Source organism: Luteimonas terrae, assembly GCF_031457535.1.
GTDB lineage: Bacteria > Pseudomonadota > Gammaproteobacteria > Xanthomonadales > Xanthomonadaceae > Luteimonas > Luteimonas terrae_A.
This window is the reverse complement of sequence record NZ_JAVDWO010000008.1, coordinates 1-17,056: the sequence shown is the minus strand read 5'-3', so window position 1 is coordinate 17,056 and position 17,056 is coordinate 1. Positions and strand designations below refer to the sequence as shown.

12 protein-coding genes are annotated in these 17,056 nt (G+C 68.1%); 5 read left to right on the top strand and 7 right to left on the bottom strand.

Annotated features, from left to right (window positions below; all coding sequences use genetic code 11):
- Window position 1 precedes the first annotated feature (1 nt).
- Entirely contained in the window at window positions 2-1,363 is a 1,362-nt protein-coding gene (locus J2W68_RS10630) for a leucyl aminopeptidase family protein (protein ID WP_310235605.1), read from the bottom strand.
- A 28-nt stretch (window positions 1,364-1,391) separates the two neighbouring features.
- On the bottom strand, window positions 1,392-2,105 hold the full coding sequence (locus J2W68_RS10625) for an HAD family hydrolase (RefSeq protein WP_310235603.1): 714 nt from the start codon (window positions 2,103-2,105) through the stop codon (window positions 1,392-1,394).
- 204 nt (window positions 2,106-2,309) lie between these two features.
- Here J2W68_RS10625 and J2W68_RS10620 point away from each other — a divergent pair, with 204 nt between their 5' ends.
- A complete protein-coding gene (locus tag J2W68_RS10620; protein ID WP_310235601.1) occupies window positions 2,310-4,685 on the top strand; it encodes a winged helix-turn-helix domain-containing protein in 2,376 nt (791 codons plus the stop codon).
- Between the two features lie 150 nt (window positions 4,686-4,835).
- Entirely contained in the window at window positions 4,836-8,153 is a 3,318-nt protein-coding gene (locus J2W68_RS10615; protein WP_310235598.1) for a YadA-like family protein, read from the top strand.
- A 33-nt stretch (window positions 8,154-8,186) separates the two neighbouring features.
- Here the strand turns inward: J2W68_RS10615 and J2W68_RS10610 are convergent, their stop codons facing one another.
- From J2W68_RS10610 to J2W68_RS10590, 5 genes are read right to left on the bottom strand one after another with little or no spacing between them, the layout of a single operon-like run.
- The gene (locus J2W68_RS10610; protein WP_310235596.1) at window positions 8,187-9,308 is read right to left on the bottom strand and encodes an AI-2E family transporter; all 1,122 of its coding nucleotides are present in this window, start codon (window positions 9,306-9,308) and stop codon (window positions 8,187-8,189) included.
- 37 nt (window positions 9,309-9,345) lie between these two features.
- Window positions 9,346-9,954: a hypothetical protein gene (locus J2W68_RS10605; protein WP_310235594.1), complete on the bottom strand. Its 609-nt coding sequence runs from the start codon at window positions 9,952-9,954 to the stop codon at window positions 9,346-9,348.
- Complete coding sequence (locus J2W68_RS10600; RefSeq protein ID WP_430539717.1) at window positions 9,951-10,466, bottom strand: phage holin family protein; 516 nt, start codon at window positions 10,464-10,466, stop codon at window positions 9,951-9,953. The genes J2W68_RS10605 and J2W68_RS10600 overlap by 4 nt, the downstream gene beginning before the upstream one ends.
- A 24-nt stretch (window positions 10,467-10,490) precedes the next feature.
- Window positions 10,491-10,847 (bottom strand): hypothetical protein, encoded by a 357-nt coding sequence (locus J2W68_RS10595; RefSeq protein WP_310235593.1) that lies wholly within the window; start codon window positions 10,845-10,847, stop codon window positions 10,491-10,493.
- A gap of 60 nt (window positions 10,848-10,907) precedes the next feature.
- Window positions 10,908-12,335, bottom strand: coding sequence for a Do family serine endopeptidase (locus tag J2W68_RS10590; protein WP_310235591.1), 1,428 nt, complete (start codon window positions 12,333-12,335; stop codon window positions 10,908-10,910).
- Between the two features lie 518 nt (window positions 12,336-12,853).
- On the opposite strand from J2W68_RS10590, the gene J2W68_RS10585 reads away from it, so the two are divergent.
- From J2W68_RS10585 to J2W68_RS10575, 3 genes are all read left to right on the top strand, one after another.
- Window positions 12,854-15,004: an adenosylcobalamin-dependent ribonucleoside-diphosphate reductase gene (locus tag J2W68_RS10585; protein ID WP_310235589.1), complete on the top strand. Its 2,151-nt coding sequence runs from the start codon at window positions 12,854-12,856 to the stop codon at window positions 15,002-15,004.
- A gap of 167 nt (window positions 15,005-15,171) precedes the next feature.
- The gene (locus tag J2W68_RS10580) at window positions 15,172-15,852 is read left to right on the top strand and encodes a hypothetical protein (protein WP_310235586.1); all 681 of its coding nucleotides are present in this window, start codon (window positions 15,172-15,174) and stop codon (window positions 15,850-15,852) included.
- A gap of 244 nt (window positions 15,853-16,096) precedes the next feature.
- Window positions 16,097-16,915, top strand: a complete 819-nt coding sequence (locus tag J2W68_RS10575; RefSeq protein ID WP_310235583.1) for an NrdJb — start codon at window positions 16,097-16,099, stop codon at window positions 16,913-16,915.
- Window positions 16,916-17,056: the final 141 nt, after the last annotated feature.

Here is a 17,056-nt window from a genome sequence, read left to right as displayed (position 1 = left end):
CTCAGACGCGCGACTTCAGCATCGCCCACGCCGCGCGCAGGCCCAGCGCCTCGCCACCCTGCGGATGGCCCGCGCGGCTGCTGTCGTTCCAGGCATAGGTGTCGAGGTGCGCCCACGGCGTGTCGGCCGACACGAAGCGTTCGAGATACAGCGCGGCGGTGACCGAGCCGGCCATGCGTGAGCCGGCGTTGGCGATGTCGGCGATGCCGCTGGTGAGGTAGCGCAGGTACGGCCGCCACAGCGGCATGCGCCATACCGGATCGCGCGTCGCTTCGCCGCCGGCGATCCAGGCATTCGCCAGCGCATCGTCGTTGCAGAACAGCGCCGGCAGGTCCGGGCCCAGCGCGATGCGCGCAGCGCCGGTGAGCGTGGCGAAATCGAGGATCGCATCCGGCGACTGCTCGCCGGCGAACGTCAGTGCATCGCACAGCACCAGCCGGCCTTCGGCGTCGGTGTTGTCGATCTCGACGCTGATGCCCTTGCGCGTGGCGATGACGTCGCCCGGGCGGAACGCATCCGGGCCGATCGCGTTTTCCACCGCCGACACCAGCAAGGTGATGCGCAGCGGCAGCTTGCGCGCCATCACCAGTTCGGCCAGCGCGATCGCATGGGCCGCGCCGCCCATGTCCTTCTTCATGTTGCGCATGCCGTCGGCCGGCTTGATGTCGAGTCCGCCGGTGTCGAAGCACACGCCCTTGCCGACGATCGCGACATGCGGATGCGACGCCTCGCCCCAGCGCAGGTGCAGCAGGCGCGGCGCGCGATGCGAGGCGCGGCCCACTGCGTGGATCGCGGGGAAGTTCTGTTCGAGCAATGCATCGCCGGCGATGCTCTCGAAGCGCGCGCCGTGTGCGTCCGCGATCTCGCGCACCACGGCTTCCATCTGTTCGGGACCCATGTGCTCGGTCGGCGTGTTGACCAGATCGCGCACGCGCGTAGTCGCCGCGATCACGTCGACGGCTTCGGCATCGGGCGCATCGACCGCGAGCCGCGCCGGCTTGCGCGCCGTCGTCTTGTAGCGGGTGAAGCGATATGCGCCCAGGCCCCAGCCGAGCTGCAGCGTCGCCGCGTCGTGCGCGCCGGCCACGCGCCAGTCGCCTTCCGGCAGGCCGTAGACCGCATGCGCGTAGCTGTCGGGATCAAGCGCGTCGCCGATGCCGAGCACCGCGCCTTCGAGACCGCCATCGCCCGGCAACAGGGCCAGCGCGCCCGGCGCCGCATCGAAGGCCTGCGCGTCGAGCCAGGCCTGCACCGAAGCCGGCTGCGTGTCGCGCCAGGCGGCGTAACCGTCGCGCGCGACGATGTGCAGCGGACGTGCGTCCTGCGAGGTGGTGGCGAAGAGGTCGGTCGTGGTGTCGGTCATTGGGGGAACCTGTTTCAAGTGCAGCGTGTCAGGCGCGGTCGGCGACGGTCGGTACGGCATCGAGCCAGTCGGCGAGCGCGGTGAGCGTGTCGAATTCGAGATCGGGCGCGAGCGTCGGGTGTTCCCAGCGCCGGTCTTCGCGGTTGATCCAGCAGGTGCGCAGCCCCGCACGCGCGGCGCCGGCGACATCCATCTCGATGTGGTCGCCGACGTGCAGCACGTCGCCATGCGCGCAGCCCAGCCGATCGCAGGCGGCGTGGAAGATGCTCGCGTCCGGCTTCGCCACGCCGTGCTCGCGCGAGCCGAGGGTGAACGCGAACAGATGGCCGATGCCGACGCGGTCGAGATCCGCATTGCCGTTCGTCACCGCCGCCACCGGCACCTGCGCCGCAATGCGTTCGAGCGCGGCGAGGCTGTCGGGGTAGTACTCGACCTTGTTGCGCTCGGCGTAGAACACCTCGTACGCCGCATCCAGCAGACCAAGATCACCGCCGCTGTCGCGCAGCGCGTGTTCGATGGTGAGCTGCCGCAGCGCGGACAGGTCGTGCATCAGGTGCGCGTTCTCGGCGAACACCCGCGTGCGCAGGTCGCGCATCTTCTCGATCGGATACATGTCCGCGGTCGGAGGACTGTGCTCGCGCAGAAAGGCATCCAGTGTCTGCTCGACCCGCGCGCCGATCGGCGCGAACGGCCACAGGGTGTCATCGAGATCGAGCGTGATGGCGCGGATCGGGAAGGTCATGCGGGCATTGTAACGAGTGCGTGCGAAACGCCTTTCGGCGGTGGGGCGAATCCGCGTCGTGAATGACTGCGAGCGCCGTCGAAAGGCGCGGCGCCGTATCCGCGAGCAGCCGGAGGCGCTTGTTGCCATCGGTCATACTCGAAGGTGGCCGGAACCGTATCCGGCGAGTCACGGCGCCATCGGACGGTTCGCCTTCCGGAACCCATGTCGAATTCCTATCGATTCAGCGATTACCTCCTTGATTGCAACGCACGCGAACTGCGCCGTGACGGCCGGCCGGTCGCCGTGCCGGCGCGCGTGTTCGCATGCCTGCAGCATCTGCTCGAACACCGCGAGCGGGCGGTGGCGCGCGACGAGCTGGCGATGGCCGTCTTCGCGCGTGACAACGTCTCCGATGCGCAGCTGAGCCAGATCATTCTGCGTGCGCGCCGGGCGGTCGGTGACGACGGGCAGGAGCAGCGGGTCATCCGCACCGTGCCCAGCTACGGGTTCCGCTGGGTCGCCGAGGTCGAAGTGCTGGAGGCGCCCGACGCTGCATCGCCGTCTGCATCTGTGGCGCCGATCGTGCAGGACGCACAGCCACACCTGCCCGACGGTCCGGTGCCGACGGGCGATCCGGGTCCTCAAAGTGCGATCGAATCGGCGCGACCCGCGCCACGGCACGGGCGCCTCATGCGCTGGAGCGCTGCCACACTGGTCGTGCTCGGCCTGCTCGCCGCACTCGCGTGGTGGGCGCTGCCGCGATCGGCCCCCGACGGCGATCCGGCGGCGGTTGCCGGTGCGATCGTCGTGCTGCCCGCCGAACTCGTGGAGGCGCCCGACGTGGCATGGGCGCGCCTGGGCCTGATGGATTTCATCGGTGATCGCCTGCGGCGCGCGGGATTGCCGGTCGCCGGCAGCGAGAGCGTGCTGTCGCTGCTGCACGCCCACCAGGGCGTGGATTTCACACCGGCGCAGTTGCGCGATGAGGTGTCCGGCGACTGGGTGATCCGCAGTCGCGCGACGCGGCGCGGTGCCGGATGGCGTGTTGAGATCACCGCCGAGGGACGCGACGCCGCAGCGCGGCACGCCTTCGGCGAGCATGCCGACCTACTGCATGCGGCCGATCAGGCATCGGGTCGCCTGTTGGCGGCACTGGGACGCAACGCCGATGGGCCGCATGTCGATGCCAGTCTCAGCGAGCGTCTGCAGCGGGCGCAGGCGGCGTTGCTCAGCAATGAACTGGAGGCCGCCAGACGGATCCTGGCCGAGGCGCCGGCGGCGCAACGCGCGGATCCTCGGCTGCGGTTGCGCATGGCCCAGATCGACTTCCGCGCAGGGCTCTACGGGAAGGTGCGCGAAGACGTCGAGCGTCTGCTCGCGACCGAGGCCGCGGTTGATCCGCTGTTCCGCGCCGACGTGCTGTTGCTGCGCGCCGGCATCGACCGGCGGCTCGATCAACGGGCCTCGGCCGAGCGCGACTACACCGAAGTCCTCGCGCTGGTCGGAGCGGACGGCGACGTCGCGCTGCAGGGCGATGCGCTCAACGGGCGCGGCATGACCCGGGCGCTGCTCGGCAATTACGAGGGCGCGCTCGCGGACCTGGGCAGGGCGCGGATCCTCATGACCCGGACCGGCGATCCGCTGGCGGTCGCCCGGGTCGACGCCAGCCTCGGCTTTCTCGAGAAGGTCCGTGGCCGACCGGCCCAGGCCGCCGAATACATCGCCCGCACGCTCGGCGAGTTCCGCCGCTTCGGTGCGATCTACGAACTGGTCTCGATGTCGGTCGCGCTGGCCGAAACCCAGCTGTTGCTACTGCAGCCCGACGAAGCCCGCGCGAGCATGGAGCAGGCCTGGGCGCTGCGTGCGCGCATTTCCGACCCGAGCCAGCTGACCAATATCGCCCTGGGCCGCGCCGAGGCGATGGTCCGCCAGGGCCAGTTGTCCGCCGCCGAATCGATGTTGCAGTCCCATGCGGACGGCCCGACCCTGGCCAGCGACCTGCATCGCGCCGATGCGTTGCGGGTCGAGATGGCGTGGCGGCGTGGTGACCCCGCGGCGGCGGTCCGGATCGCCGACGGCGTGCTGGCCCGATGGCACGCAGACGCGCGGGCCGAGCGGCTGTTCCGGGTGCGATGGATGCGGCACCAAGCCGCGCTGGAAGCCGGCCTGCCATTGCGCGCCGATGCCGCGCCGCAGCCGGCGTCGGCCGACACCGGCTATGCCTGGGACTGGTTGCTGGTGGCGATGACCGCACAGGCGCAGGACCGCGATGCCGATGCGGGCCGGGCCTACCGCATCGCGGTGGCACGCGCCGAGCAGGATGGCGTGCCGGAGGAAGTCGCGCAGGCCGTCTATGCCGGCACGACGTGGCTGCTGGCGCACGACGATCGCGCAGAAGCGACCGCGCTGGTCGGGCGCATCGCGCCGTGGGCGCGCCAGGATTTCGATCTGGCACTGCTGCAGACCCGACTGCTTCATGCGTTGGGGCAGGCCGATGCCTGGTCGATCGCCTTGCAGGATGCGAAGCGCCTGGCCGGCGAGCGCGCCATCCCGGTCGAGCTGCAGGCGCCGCCATCGACGAATGATGCAGGCCGTTGAAGGACAACGGAAAAATAGAGATGTAACGGATCGGTAATGGGCCAGGAATGGCGTTCTCCGGCGCCGCGCGCCAAGGATCGGGAGTGCCGCGTGTCGCGGCGAGCAGGTGGAGCCCCCGCTCCGCCGCCTTATTCCGAGGGAAGGCCCAACATGACCCGTACGACCCTGGCGCTGGCCATTGCCGCACTCGTTTCCGCTCTACCGCACGCACAGGCGCAGACGCCCCAAGTCGGATTCCCGGCTTCCGGCGACACCGCGATCGTCAACCATGGAGCTGCAGGCGCCGATGCGTCCGCGGACGTGAATCTGGTGGGGCCGGTCGATACGGTCGATACCACGCAGACCCCCACCGGGGCGATGGCAACCAACACCGTCGACGCTGCCGAAGACGATCCTGCGGCCGACGCCGGCGATTACTTCCAGGCCAGTGGAGACACCGGCGCCTCGGCAGCGGGCGAATTCGCAACCGCCGCCGGCTCGGGCGCGGTCGCGGGCGGGCTGGGCGCCTCCGCATTCGGCAGTGGCGCGCTCGCCATCCGCGACTTCGCCACCGCCAGCGGCTACAACGCCATGGCGTCCGAGCAGTGGAGCACGAGCTATGGCGCTTTCAGCGAGGCGACGGGAACGAGCGCGGTGGCCGTCGGTGGGCAACTGAGAATGCTGATCGGCTCGCCGGGCGAATGGGACTGGGTGGAGGTGGACGTTTCAACGGTCGCCTCGGGCCACGCAAGCACCGCGATTGGCGCGGCTGCGCAGGCGACCGCGTCCAACGCCACCGCGGTCGGCATGGCGGCCGAGGCCAGCGGCATCGGTGCGACCGCGTTGGGCGCCGCAAGTACCGCCCGGGGTGAAGACAGTATTGCGATCGGTGGACAAGCACGTGCCTACGCCGACCATTCGACCGCCGTGGGGGCGAGCGCCGAGGCGCACGGCGCGCGTAGCTCGGCGTTCGGCCTGTTGTCCTACGCCTCCGGCGAGAACAGCTTGGCCCTGGGCAACTGGAGTGCTGCCGGCGGTCACGGAAGTGTGGCGATGGGGTCCAACAGCATCGTGCATCCGGGCAGCGCCGGTGGTCTGGCGCTCGGGCGCAATGCCATGGTGGCCGATGGCTACAACAATGCGGTGGCGCTGGGCGCGGGCTCGTATGTCGATCGCGACAACGCGGTGTCGGTCGGCACGCACGCGCGGCAGCATTTCGGCGGTAATCCCTTTCCGACGGACGTCGAGGCGATCGACCGCCAGATCATCCACGTGGCGGCAGGTACCGAGGACACCGATGCGGTGAATCTCGCCCAGCTGCGCGACGCGACCCGATACGCCGATTTCTTCGAGGCCACTGGTGACGCGGACAACCAGCAACCCGCGACCGTGATGGGCGACTACGGGACGGCGGCAGGATCCGGCGCGCTGGCCGCGTCGCTCGGCGCATCGGCCTTTGGCAGCGGTGCGTTCGCGTACGAGAAGCACACGACATCGGTGGGCTTCAACAGTGCGGCGTCCGCCGACTACGCCAGCGCGTTCGGCGCCGGTGCCCAGGCCGCAGCCGACAGCGCGACCGCAATTGGCGGCCAGTTGTACGTGATGAACGGCGAAACCTGGGAGATGGAGGAATTCGCGACGACTGCGTCGGGTCGCGAAAGCACGGCGGTCGGCGCCGGTGCACGCGCGCTGGAATATCAGTCGACGGCGATCGGTGCAGGTGCTTATGCCGGTGGTGAGGAGTCGGTGTCGGTTGGCGGCAGTGCGATCGGGAACTCGTCGACCGCAGTCGGCGTGATGGCGACCGCGGGCGCCGATCACTCGACCGCCATCGGCAAAGGAGCGAGGACCGGTGCGATGCGCACGCTGGCAGTCGGCGGCGGCGCCGGTGCGTTCGCCGACAGCGCGACGGCGATCGGCCAGGTGGCCGAAGCGCATGGTGTCCAGAGCGTGGCACTGGGGTTCCGCAGTCTCGCGCTGGGCGATGGCAGCATGGCGCTCGGCGCCGATGCGTTTTCGATCGCGGCCGGCAGTGTGGCGCTCGGTGCCAACGCCGTCGCCGATCGTGCGGGCACGGTGTCGATCGGCGCCGCGGGCGCGGAGCGGCAACTGGTCAATGTGGGTGCCGGCACGCAGGGCACGGATGCGGTCAACTTCGACCAGCTCAGCGCGGTCGCCGCGCGTGTGGGCGAAGTCGCCGACAACGCGATCGGCTATGACGATGCCAGCCGCGGCCAGGTGACGTTCGCCGGCGAGCAGGGCACGCTGCTGACCAACCTCGCCGATGGCGAAGTCGCGGCAGACAGTGCCGATGCGGTGACCGGCAACCAGCTGTTCGAGACCAACCAGCGCGTGGGCGCGGTCGAAGGCCGTGTCGACGGCATCGAAGATCGCATTGGCGATATCGAGGGCGTGACCGCGAACGCGGTGGCCTACGACAGCGAGAATCGCGACAGCGTCACCCTGGCAGGCGAAGACGGCACGCGACTGGGCAATGTGGCTGCCGGCGCGATCAATGCATCGAGCCGCGATGCGGTCAATGGCGCGCAGGTGCACGCGTCGATGCAATCGGTCGCGACCGCCTTCGGCGGCGGCACCGTCGTCGACGCCGGCGGTCGCCTGATCGGCAGTGTGTTCACGGTCCAGGGCAGCCATTACGGCAATGTCGGCGACGCGCTGGGCGCGCTCGACGGCGTGATCGCCGGCCTCGATGGGCGGATCGGCGCGTTGGAAACCGGCGGTGGCGGTGGCGTCAACGCGCCGCCGTCTGGACGCGGCGACGGCGTGGCGGTCGGCAATGAAAGTGTCGCGGTCGACGGCAACGACACCGCGGTCGGACATGGCGCGGTCGTCGAGGCCGAGGGCGGCACTGCACTCGGCAGCAACGCGTCGATCACTGCGGACGCATCCAATGCGGTCGCGGTCGGAGCCGACGCGCGCGTGGAGGCGGCATCAGGCACCGCCGTCGGACAGGATGCGCGCGTGAGCGCCGAAGGTGCGGTCGCGCTCGGTCAGGGGTCGATTGCCGACGAAGCGGATACGGTGTCGGTCGGCAACGCCGAGCAACAGCGTCGCATCACGAATGTCGCCGAAGGCATCCGTGAGACTGACGCTGCCAATGTCGCGCAGGTGGATGCTGGGGATGCGCGCACGCTGCAGGACGCCAACGCCTATACCGACAGCCGCTTCGCCGCCTGGGATGACAACTTCTCTGCCCTGCGCGGCGAGATCGACGACCGGCTTCGCCACCAGGACCGTCGCATTGATCGCATGGGCGCGATGAGTGGTGCGTACGCGGGCATGGCGCTCAACACCTCGGGCTTGGCCGGACGCAACCGCGTGGGCGTGGGCGTGGGTGGACAAGGCGGTGAGCAGGCGATCGCGGTCGGCTACCAGCGTGCAATCGGCAATCGCGCGAGCATTTCGTTCGGTGGCGCTGTCGCTGGCGGCGAGAGCAGCGTGTCGGCAGGTGCCGGCTTCAGCTGGTGAGGATTAGACCCATGCCGGCACCGCCGGCATGGCTCACCCAAGCAGCCGCGCCCAGCCGTCGAAGCCTTCCACGCGCTGCAGCACCAGCTTCACGCAGACCAGCAGCGGCACGGCGAGCAGCAGGCCGATGATGCCCCACATCCAGCCGAACACCAGCAGCGCCAGCACCAGCAACAGTGGCGACAAGGCCATGCGTCGGCCGAGCACGATCGGCGTTACGAACTGGCCTTCGATCGTGTGCAACAGCAGATAGATCGCCGCCGGCACCAGGGGCGCCCAGGCCGCGGTGGGCCAGGCGCCGTCGTAGCTGATGAAGCCCATCAGCAGCATCAGCAGCAGGCCGATCAACGGGCCCACGTACGGCGCGAAGTTGAGCAGCGCGACCACCGTGCCCCACAGCAGGGCGTCCTGCAGGGTGAACCCCATCCAGAGCAGGACACCGGCGAAGGTCGCACCGAGCAGGGTGTTGATGATCGAGATCGTCAGGACGTAGCGCGAGATCTCGCGTTCGATCGAATGCATGATGTCGACCGTGAGCTTGCGGCGTTGCCGGTCGGGCAGCAGTGCGATCGCGTTGCGCTGCAGGTTTTCGCCGTAGACCATGAAAAAGAACGTCAGCAACACGACAGCCAGTACGGAGGCCAGCATCTTCGGCGTCGCGACCAGGGTGCGCCACGAGGCGTTGTCCTGGATCTCGACCAACTGCACACGCCGCTGCGGCCGGTTCTCGGTCGCCCGCGCGAAGGATTCGGCCGCCTGGTTGGCCTGGTGCACGGGCTGGGTCATCGACTGCAGCCTCGGTGCCAGCGTGCGCAGCTGCTTGGGTGCCTGCTGCACCCACTCGCTGGCCGGCCCATAGAGCTGCACGCCGAGCGCGCCGGCCGCCACCAGGCCGGCCGACAGCACCAGCAATGCACCGAGAAAGCGCGGGATCCACAGCCGGCGCAGACCCCGCAACACGGGATTGCCGACAAGCGCGAAGAACATCGCCAGCAGCACCGGCAGGAAGACGCCCTGCGCGGCCCACAGTGTCACCAGCACCGCGAGCGTGGTCAGCACCACCAGTGCCGTGGATGCGCGCGGCCGCGGTTCGACCGGCATCGGCACGGGAAGCGGCGCGTCGTCGTCCGGCGGCGGTACGGTGGGCACACTCATCGCGATGATTCCAGGCGGTCAGGGAAGCGGGCGCTGCTCAGCGCCCGGATTCCGACAGCTCAGTCGCCGCTTCAGCGGGACGTGGCTGTTCCGACAGCACCGGATCGGGACGTCTGCGATCGGGTCGCGGCGTCGATGCATCTGCAGCGGGGGGCGCGCCCGACTGCGTCTGGGCGCCGGCGGACTGGTGTTGCGTCGCGCCGGAGGCGGCCTGCTGCACCTGCACCGCCGCAGCGGCACCAGCAGCGGCGGCCGCTTGCGTATCGGTCGTGCCGGAAGTCTTCGCCGCGACGTTGTCGGCCGCCTCGTCCGCGGTCTGCGCCGCATCGTCCGCCGTCTCTGCGGCCTTCTCGGCAGTGGCCGCTGCCACGGTCGCCTGCACCGAGGTCAGCAGTCCCGACAATGCACTGAGCAACTGGATGGACTTCGGTCCGCCTAGCTTGCCGAGCTTGGTCAATGCGCGTCGCGGTTCCAGATGCCCGGTCGCAAATCCCATCACCAGACCGGCGATCAGGATGCGCGGCGGTGTCCAGGCTTCGCGCCAGCTGGTGCGCAGGGCGCGGTAGCGGTCCGTGGTCTGCACCACGCGACCATCGACCAGCGCCTCGGCACGATCGACGCGATTCTTGAGGCCTTCGAAATTCATGGCGTCTTCGCCTTGTCGGATGCGCCCGTGGAAGCGGGCAGGCCTGCTTCCTCGTCGTCATCGTCGTGCCCGGCTTCGGAGAACATGCCCAGCCGCGCGAGCTGGCGACGCGTTGCGTGCATGCCGGCGTAGTCGAAGAACACCGAGACACGCCAGGCGGCGATCGCGGTGACGATCAGGCTGATCAGCGTCGCTATGGAAATCGACGCCAGCCACGACAGGCCCCACGACTGCAGCAATGCAATCGCCGCGCCCATCGCCAGCAGCCATGCCGATGCACCGAACACCACCGACACCGCCGCCCACGCCAGCGCACGCCCGAGGGCGCTGCGCGACAAGGCGAAGTCGGCCGACACCAGCTTGCGCAGGGCGCGGCCGCTGTCGAGTCCGGAGCTGAAGGTTTCAGTGGCCGCCGCACGGATGCGGCGGATGCTTTCGTCGAGGTGTGGGGCTTCGCCGGGCGCACGCTCTGCGCTGCCGGCGGGTTCCTCGCGCGGGTCTTCCCCGGTCACGCGCTCGGTCACGAAACGCCGCGCTTACTTGCTGCGCGCGAGCTTGGCGATGATCCAGCCTGCCGCAAACGCAGTGCCGAACGCAGCGATCGGACGCTCGCGGATCAGGTCGGCAGCGCTTTCGACCAAGTCACGGCCCTTGTCGAGCAGCACGTCGTACTGTTCCTTGGCGGCGGTGCCACCTTCCTCGAATGCGGCAACGCCGGCGATCGCGGAATCGGCGAGATCGGACTTCACGGTCGCGCGGCCGAGCTTGAGCTCGTCACCGGCCACGTTCGCGGCGTTCTTGACTGCGGCGCCTGCATCGCGGGCGGCCTGGGCAAGGTGCGAACCTGCCTCGCCAAGATGGGTCTTCACCGCGTCGGTCGAAGTGGGGCTCATGGTCGTGCTCCTGTCAGTTGAACGATGCCCCGCGGAAGGCGAGGCACGGGGGTAATGGCGTCAACGCATGATCACGTCGTTGATGCGTCCACGGCGTGAAATGCGCAGCACCAGATCGGCCGGGCGGTCGGCCAGCGAGTCGCGGAAGCCGGCGAGGTCGCGGAACTGCCCGCTGTTCGCCGCGAAAATCAGATCGCCATCGCGCAGACCGCTCTGGAAGGCGCGGCTGCCCGGTTCCACTTTCTCCACCAGCACACCACCGGCGCGCTGGTTCTGACGACGCAGCGCTTCGGGCAGGTCGGCGAACAGTGCACCGGTGAGGCGCGCGTCGACGCTGGCGCCGTCGCGTGGCAACGCGGTCAGTCGCGTGTCCACCTTCACCGTGCGGCCGTCGCGCAGCACGTCCAGCGTCACCGGCGTGTCGATCGCCTGCAGGCCCTGGAAGTTGCGCAGCGATTCGCTGTTGTCGATGCGCTGGCCGTTGGCGGAGATCACCACGTCACCGGTGCGCAGGCCCGCGCGCGCTGCGGGCGAGCCGCCGTACACGCGTGTGACCACGGCGCCACGCGGGTCATCGAGGCCCAGGCCCTGGGCGATGCGCGCATCCACCGTCTGCGTGTCGATGCCCAGCGTGCCGCGCTGCACGCTGCCGGTCGTCGCCAGCTGGGTCATCACGTTGCGGGCCAGGCCGATCGGAATCGCGAAACCCAGGCCGATGTTGCCGGCCATGCTGCCCTGCGTATTGAAGCTCGCGGTATTGATGCCGACCAGCTGGCCACGCAGGTTGACCAGCGCGCCGCCCGAGTTGCCCGGGTTGATCGACGCATCGGTCTGGATGAAATTCTGGAAGCCCACGCCCGGCACGTTGCTGCGGCCGACGGCGGAAATGATGCCGGAGGTCACCGTCTGCCCGAAGCCGAACGGATTGCCCACCGCGACGACGAAGTCGCCGACCTGCAGGTTCGCATCCTGCGCCAGCGGAATCGCGGTGAGGTTGTCGGCCTTGATCCGCATCAGCGCGATATCGGTGTCCATGTCCGAGCCGATGAATTCCGCTTCCACCGTGCGCCCGTCGGCCAGCGTCACCGACACATCGTCCGCGCCTTCGATCACATGGTGGTTGGTCAGCACATACCCCTGCTGCGCATCGACGATCACGCCCGAGCCCAGGGATTCGTTGATCCGCTCCTGGCTCAGCTCGGGGAACATGCGGCGGAAGAACGGGTCGTTGCCGAACGGGCTCACGCGCACGCGTTGCTTGGTATGCACCGACACCACCGACGGCGTCACCGTCTTGAGCATCGGCGCCAGCGACGGCAGCGGCGCGCCATCGACCGCGGTCGGCAGCGCGGCCATCGTCGGCACCGCGGTCAGCCCGCCGGGCGTGGCGCCGGCCGGTTGCTGCACCACATCGCGGATCGCAGTGGCGGCGAAGCCACCGAACGCGGCGGCGCAGGTCAGGGCGAGGAGGGTGGTCTTGGCGCGCATGGAACGTCCCCTGGGCGATGCGTCGTGGTCGACGCCTGCATGGATGTGGTTCGACGGGCGACCCTAACGGCTGCCGTCGAGGCGTGCCAGTGTGCGCCGCGGCATTTGAATCGGTGTTGAAAGTCGCATTCATCCGCGCGCGGTCCGACGGCTGTCATCCGGCGCGCGGGGAATCGCCGGTCGCCCCGGTTTCAGGTTGACACCGGTCGGAGTGCGGGCGTAGCGTGGACCCCCGTTGCCGCCACTACATATTGGGTGCCGGCGTTGGAAATTCCCAACACGTGGGGCTTTCCACGATCAGCGACACTTCGCAGCAAAGGGGATGCACGCGATGGGCTCGAATGCCAAGGAAATGACGGTTTCCGGCCGCCACTGGCGCTGCGTCCACAGGCATTCCCCGCTTTCGACATCCGCAACGACCGACGGCGCCTGATGCGTCCCCGGTTGCATCGCATTCGCACGACGTACACGACAGGCGCCCGGCTCAGGCCGGCGCGATTCCAGGAGCGCACAGCAGCATGAGCACGGTTCGCCTCGCGGCGGTGAAGTCCGATACCGGTCCCGACATTCCGATGCAGCCCGCGTCGGATGACATCTGGGACAAGAAGTACCGCCTCAAGACCAAGCAGGGCGTGGCCGTGGATGCCGACATCGACGGCACCTACCAGCGCGTGGCCCGGGCGCTCGCCGATGCCGAGACCACCGTCGAGAAGCAGCGCCACTGGCACGAGCGCTTCCTGTGGGCGCTGCGCCGCGGTGCGATTCCCGCCGGCCGCATCACGTCCAATGCCGGCGCGCTCGAGCACAAGCCCGCGACCAGCACGATCAACTGCACCGTGTCGGGCACCATCGTCGATTCGATGGACGGCATCCTCGAGAAGGTGCACGAGGCCGGCCTCACCTTGAAGGCCGGCTGCGGCATCGGCTACGAGTTCTCCACGCTGCGGCCCAAGGGCGCGTTCGTCGCCGGCGCCGGTGCATACACGTCCGGCCCGATGTCCTTCATGGATATCTACGACAAGATGTGTTTCACCGTGTCGTCGGCCGGCGGTCGCCGCGGCGCGCAGATGGGCACCTTCGACGTCAGCCATCCCGACGTGCGCGATTTCATCCGCGCCAAGCGCGAAGACGGCCGCCTGCGCCAGTTCAATCTCTCGCTGCTGATCACCGACGGCTTCATGGAAGCCGTCGACACCGACGCCGACTGGCCGCTGGTGTTCCCGATCAACGAGAAGGAAGCCGCCGATTTCGACCTCGCCGATCCCGAACAGGTGATCTGGCGCGAATGGCCGCAGACCAGCAGCTACGTGTCGCGCGAAGACGGCCTCGTCGCCTGCAAGGTCTATGGCAAGGTCCGCGCGCGGCACCTGTGGGACATGATCATGGTCTCGACGTACGACTACGCCGAGCCGGGGTTCATCCTCATCGACCGCGTCAACGAAATGAACAACAACTGGTGGTGCGAGACCATCCGCGCGACCAACCCGTGCGGCGAGCAACCACTCCCGCCCTACGGCGCCTGCCTGCTCGGCTCGGTCAACCTCACCAAGTTCGTCCGCAAGCCGTTCACCCGCGAAGCGAGCTTCGACTGGGAGGAATACAAGGAAGTCGTGCGCGTGTTCACCCGCATGCTCGACAACGTGGTCGAGGTCAATGGGCTTCCCTTGCAGAAGCAGCGCGACGAGATCATGCGCAAGCGTCGGCACGGCATGGGCTTCCTCGGCCTCGGCAGCACGGTCACCATGCTGCAGATGAAGTACGGCGAGCCCGATTCCTGCGAGTTCACCGAGCGCATCGCGCGCGAGATGGCGGTCGCCGGCTGGGAAATGGGCCTGACGCTGGCGCAGGAAAAAGGCCCCGCGCCGATCATGGAAGAACGCTTCGAAGTCACCGCGGCCATGCTGCGTAAGCGCCCGGAAATGGCGGCCGACGGCTGGAAGATCGGCCAGGAGATTCCCGGCAAGGTGCTGCACGCCAAGTACTCGCGCTACATGCAGAAGATCGCCGAGGTCGCGCCCGATCTCGTCGACCAGCTGGCCGAGTCCGGCGCGCGCTTCACCCACCACAGCTCGATCGCACCCACCGGCACCATTTCGCTGTCGCTGGCCAACAACGCCTCCAACGGCATCGAGCCGTCCTTCGCGCACCACTACAGCCGCAACGTGATCCGCGAAGGCAAGAAGTCCAAAGAGAAGGTGGACGTCTTCTCGTTCGAGCTGCTGGCCTACCGCGAGCTCGTCAATCCGAAGGCCATGCCGTACTCGGAAGATCCTGACGCGCAGCTGCCGGACTACTTCATCGCCGCCGACGACATCACCCCCAAGGCGCATGTCGACGTGCAGGCCGCCGCGCAGATCTGGGTGGACAGCTCGATCTCCAAGACCGCGAACGTTCCGACGGACTACCCCTACGAGGACTTCAAGGACATCTACCGCTACGCCCACCAGCAGGGCCTCAAGGGCTGCACGACGTTCCGCTTCAACCCCGCCGCCTTCCAGGGCGTGCTGGTCAAGGAAGCGGATCTCGCCAACACCACCTACCGCTTCGAGCTGGAAGGCGGCGAAGTGCTGGAGGTCGCCGGCAACGAACAGATCGAATACGACGGCGAAATGCACACCGCCGCCAATCTGTTCGATGCGTTGAAGGAAGGGTATTACGGCAAGTTCTGAGCACTGCCCCGACGCGTCGGCGGCAACGCCGGCGCAGAAACGGCAACCCACGCCGCACTCGCATCACCGCTGCACCCGCAATTGCTGCTCCCCTGTGCACCGGCTTCGCGCTACATTTCCGCCGCGGACGAAGTGCTCCGTAAAGATCACTGACGAGGACACCCAGAATGAGTAACGGAAACGGGGTTGCAGACACCCTGACGCACGCCGCCGAAGATGTCGCCGAGAAGGCGAAAGACATCGTCGCCGAGGTCAAGAAGCGCGCCAGCGCTGTCGCGAAATCCGCGAAGAAGAGCGCGCAGGACGCAGAGAAGACCGTCACCAAGCGCGTCACCAAGGTGCGCAAGGCCGCGACCAAGCGCGCCGAAACGGCCAGCAAGGCCGTCAGCAAGCGCGTGACCGCGGTGAAGAAGTCGCTCGCCGCCGCCAAGACCGCCGCCTCGACCGAGATCGCCGCGCTCAAGCGCAAGGGCGCCGGCAAGACCACCGCGAAGAAGGCGACCAAGACCACCGCCAAGAAGACGACGGCGAAGAAGGCCACCGCGAAGAAGGCCGTCGCCAAGAAGTCGGTCGCCAAGAAGGCATCGGCGAAGAAGGCCGCCACCAAGAAGTCGGCAACCCGCAAGACCGCCGCCAAGAAGGCCGCGACCACCCGCAAGGTCAACGCCACCAAGAAGACCGTCAAGAAAGCGGTGAAGAAGGTCGCCAAGAAGGCCGCCGCCAAGACCGCGACCGCCAAGCGCAGCGTCGCCGCCCGCAAGGGCGTCGCCAAGAAGACGGTCAAGACCGCCAAGCGTTCGGTCGCCGCCAAGAAGGGCGCCGCCAAGCGCGCGTCGAAGAAGGCCTGATCCAACCGCTTCAACGCCGCGCTCTCGATGAGCGCGCGGTAGCTCAAAGCCCCTCTCCCTCTGGGAGAGGGGTTGGGGTGAGGGAAGAACGACGTCCCAATCTCCACCCACTCAGTTTCAAAGCCCCTCTCCCCCTGGGACTACGTGCCCGCCGAGGTAGAGGGTTGGGGTGAGGGCAGCAGTCCCCCGCAACCCCAAACGCCCACCAGCCAACACCAACACAGCCCCACCCAGGACACCCGCCATGGCCGTCAAGATCGACCGCAAGATCACCGGATACGCCGTCGTCAAACCGGAAGACAAGGCCGTCGAAGCGACGTCCGTCCCGCGCGAGGTCGTCGAGGCGGAACTCCCCAAGGCCGATGTGATCCACATGCACGAGCGCATCGAGCGCCCGGAAGTGCTGATCGGCAGCACCTACAAGATCAAGTCGCCGCTGGTCGAACACGCCATGTACGTGACGATCAACGACATCGTGCTCAACGCCGGTTCCGAGCACGAACAGCGCCGCCCGTTCGAGATCTTCATCAACTCCAAGTCGATGGATCACTTCCAGTGGATCGTCGCACTGACGCGCATCATGTCCGCCGTGTTCCGCAAGGGCGGCGACGTGACGTTCCTCGTCGAGGAAATGCGCGCCGTGTTCGACCCCAAGGGCGGCTACTTCAAGGCCGGCGGCGTGTACATGCCGTCGCTGGTCGCCGAGCTCGGCATGATCGTCGAGGACCATCTGAAGTCCATCGGCATGATGCACGACCCGGAAATGTCCGACGCGCAGAAAGCCCTGATCGCCGAGAAGCGCAAGCAGATCGCGCTGCGCGAAGGCTCAAAAAAAAACAGTGATGTAAGCCGATCTTCCCCCTCTCCCGCATCGGCGGGAGAGGGCCGGGGTGAGGGCGCTTTCGCATCTACCGACGATCACCCCGAAGACATCGCAATCACCGGCGACGGCGCGAGCTTCCCGCCGTCCGCGACGATGTGCCACAAGTGCAGCACGAAGGCGCTGGTGCTGATGGACGGGTGTGCGACGTGTTTGAACTGTGGGTACAGCAAGTGCGGGTGATGTAGCCCGCGACAACACGGAGCCAGGATTGGGGTCAGTAGTTCAGAAGTGAACCTGACCCTGAGGTTTCCCCACGTTTTCACCAGTCAGATCAAACGCTTGGCGTGATCGGGGTGGAAACAAGTGCGCGCATGGCGCAGC